General features: G+C 51.5%; 1 rRNA gene. It reads right to left on the reverse strand.

Annotated elements, in window-relative coordinates:
• Window positions 1-46 precede the first annotated feature (46 nt).
• Window positions 47-2,940 (reverse strand): 23S ribosomal RNA (locus AC6CIA_RS26215).
• Window positions 2,941-3,061 lie beyond the last annotated feature (121 nt).

Raw genomic sequence — 3,061 nt, forward strand, 5'->3', positions numbered from 1 at the left:
TGGTTGCTCTGGATTAGAGAGCCGACGCAAATTGCTTGGGTGTTATATGGTCAAGCCTCACGGGCAATTAGTATTGGTTAGCTCAACGCCTCACAGCGCTTACACACCCAACCTATCAACGTCGTAGTCTTCGACGGCCCTTCAGGGAACTCAAGGTTCCAGTGAGATCTCATCTTGAGGCTAGTTTCCCGCTTAGATGCTTTCAGCGGTTATCTATTCCGAACATAGCTACCCGGCAATGCCACTGGCGTGACAACCGGAACACCAGAGGTTCGTCCACTCCGGTCCTCTCGTACTAGGAGCAGCCCCTCTCAAATCTCAAACGTCCACGGCAGATAGGGACCGAACTGTCTCACGACGTTCTAAACCCAGCTCGCGTACCACTTTAAATGGCGAACAGCCATACCCTTGGGACCGGCTTCAGCCCCAGGATGTGATGAGCCGACATCGAGGTGCCAAACACCGCCGTCGATATGAACTCTTGGGCGGTATCAGCCTGTTATCCCCGGAGTACCTTTTATCCGTTGAGCGATGGCCCTTCCATACAGAACCACCGGATCACTAAGACCTACTTTCGTACCTGCTCGACGTGTCTGTCTCGCAGTCAAGCGCGCTTTTGCCTTTATACTCTACGACCGATTTCCGACCGGTCTGAGCGCACCTTCGTACTCCTCCGTTACTCTTTAGGAGGAGACCGCCCCAGTCAAACTACCCACCATACACTGTCCTCGATCCGGATAACGGACCTGAGTTAGAACCTCAAAGTTGCCAGGGTGGTATTTCAAGGTTGGCTCCACGCAGACTGGCGTCCACGCTTCAAAGCCTCCCACCTATCCTACACAAGCAAATTCAAAGTCCAGTGCAAAGCTATAGTAAAGGTTCACGGGGTCTTTCCGTCTAGCCGCGGATACACTGCATCTTCACAGCGATTTCAATTTCACTGAGTCTCGGGTGGAGACAGCGCCGCCATCGTTACGCCATTCGTGCAGGTCGGAACTTACCCGACAAGGAATTTCGCTACCTTAGGACCGTTATAGTTACGGCCGCCGTTTACCGGGGCTTCGATCAAGAGCTTCGCGTTAGCTAACCCCATCAATTAACCTTCCGGCACCGGGCAGGCGTCACACCCTATACGTCCACTTTCGTGTTTGCAGAGTGCTGTGTTTTTAATAAACAGTCGCAGCGGCCTGGTATCTTCGACCGGCATGAGCTTACGGAGCAAGTCCTTCACCCTCACCGGCGCACCTTCTCCCGAAGTTACGGTGCCATTTTGCCTAGTTCCTTCACCCGAGTTCTCTCAAGCGCCTTGGTATTCTCTACCCAACCACCTGTGTCGGTTTGGGGTACGGTTCCTGGTTACCTGAAGCTTAGAAGCTTTTCTTGGAAGCATGGCATCAACCACTTCGTCATCTAAAAGATGACTCGTCATCAGCTCTCGGCCTTAAGATCCCGGATTTACCTAAGATCTCAGCCTACCACCTTAAACTTGGACAACCAACGCCAAGCTGGCCTAGCCTTCTCCGTCCCTCCATCGCAATAACCAGAAGTACAGGAATATTAACCTGTTTTCCATCGACTACGCTTTTCAGCCTCGCCTTAGGGACCGACTAACCCTGCGTCGATTAACGTTGCGCAGGAAACCTTGGTCTTTCGGCGTGGGTGTTTTTCACACCCATTGTCGTTACTCATGTCAGCATTCGCACTTCTGATACCTCCAGCAAGCTTCTCAACTCACCTTCACAGGCTTACAGAACGCTCCTCTACCGCATCACCCGAAGGTGATACCCGTAGCTTCGGTGTATGGTTTGAGCCCCGTTACATCTTCCGCGCAGGCCGACTCGACTAGTGAGCTATTACGCTTTCTTTAAAGGGTGGCTGCTTCTAAGCCAACCTCCTAGCTGTCTAAGCCTTCCCACATCGTTTCCCACTTAACCATAACTTTGGGACCTTAGCTGACGGTCTGGGTTGTTTCCCTTTTCACGACGGACGTTAGCACCCGCCGTGTGTCTCCCATGCTCGGCACTTGTAGGTATTCGGAGTTTGCATCGGTTTGGTAAGTCGGGATGACCCCCTAGCCGAAACAGTGCTCTACCCCCTACAGTGATACATGAGGCGCTACCTAAATAGCTTTCGAGGAGAACCAGCTATCTCCGAGCTTGATTAGCCTTTCACTCCGATCCACAGGTCATCCGCTAACTTTTCAACGGTAGTCGGTTCGGTCCTCCAGTTAGTGTTACCCAACCTTCAACCTGCCCATGGATAGATCGCCCGGTTTCGGGTCTATTCCCAGCGACTAGACGCCCTATTAAGACTCGCTTTCGCTACGCCTCCCCTATTCGGTTAAGCTCGCCACTGAAAATAAGTCGCTGACCCATTATACAAAAGGTACGCAGTCACAGAACAAAGTCTGCTCCCACTGCTTGTACGCATACGGTTTCAGGATCTATTTCACTCCCCTCTCCGGGGTTCTTTTCGCCTTTCCCTCACGGTACTAGTTCACTATCGGTCAGTCAGTAGTATTTAGCCTTGGAGGATGGTCCCCCCATATTCAGACAAAGTTTCTCGTGCTCCGTCCTACTCGATTTCATGACTAAGAGATTTTCGCGTACAGGGCTATCACCCACTATGGCCGCACTTTCCAGAGCGTTCCGCTAATCTCAAAGCCACTTAAGGGCTAGTCCCCGTTCGCTCGCCACTACTAAGGGAATCTCGGTTGATTTCTTTTCCTCAGGGTACTTAGATGTTTCAGTTCCCCTGGTTCGCCTCTTGCACCTATGTATTCAGTACAAGATAACCATCTTATGATGGCTGGGTTCCCCCATTCAGACATCTCCGGATCAAAGTCTGTTTGCCGACTCCCCGAAGCTTTTCGCAGGCTACCACGTCTTTCATCGCCTCTGACTGCCAAGGCATCCACCGTATGCGCTTCTTCACTTGACCATATAACCCCAAGCAATCTGGTTATACTGTGAAGACAACATTCGCCGAAAATTCGCAGGCTCAATTAAGAGCCACACACAAATTTTACCTTAGCCTGATCCGTTACCAGTGAAAGTAACGT

Source organism: Pseudomonas sp. GQ91 (genome assembly GCF_059758795.1).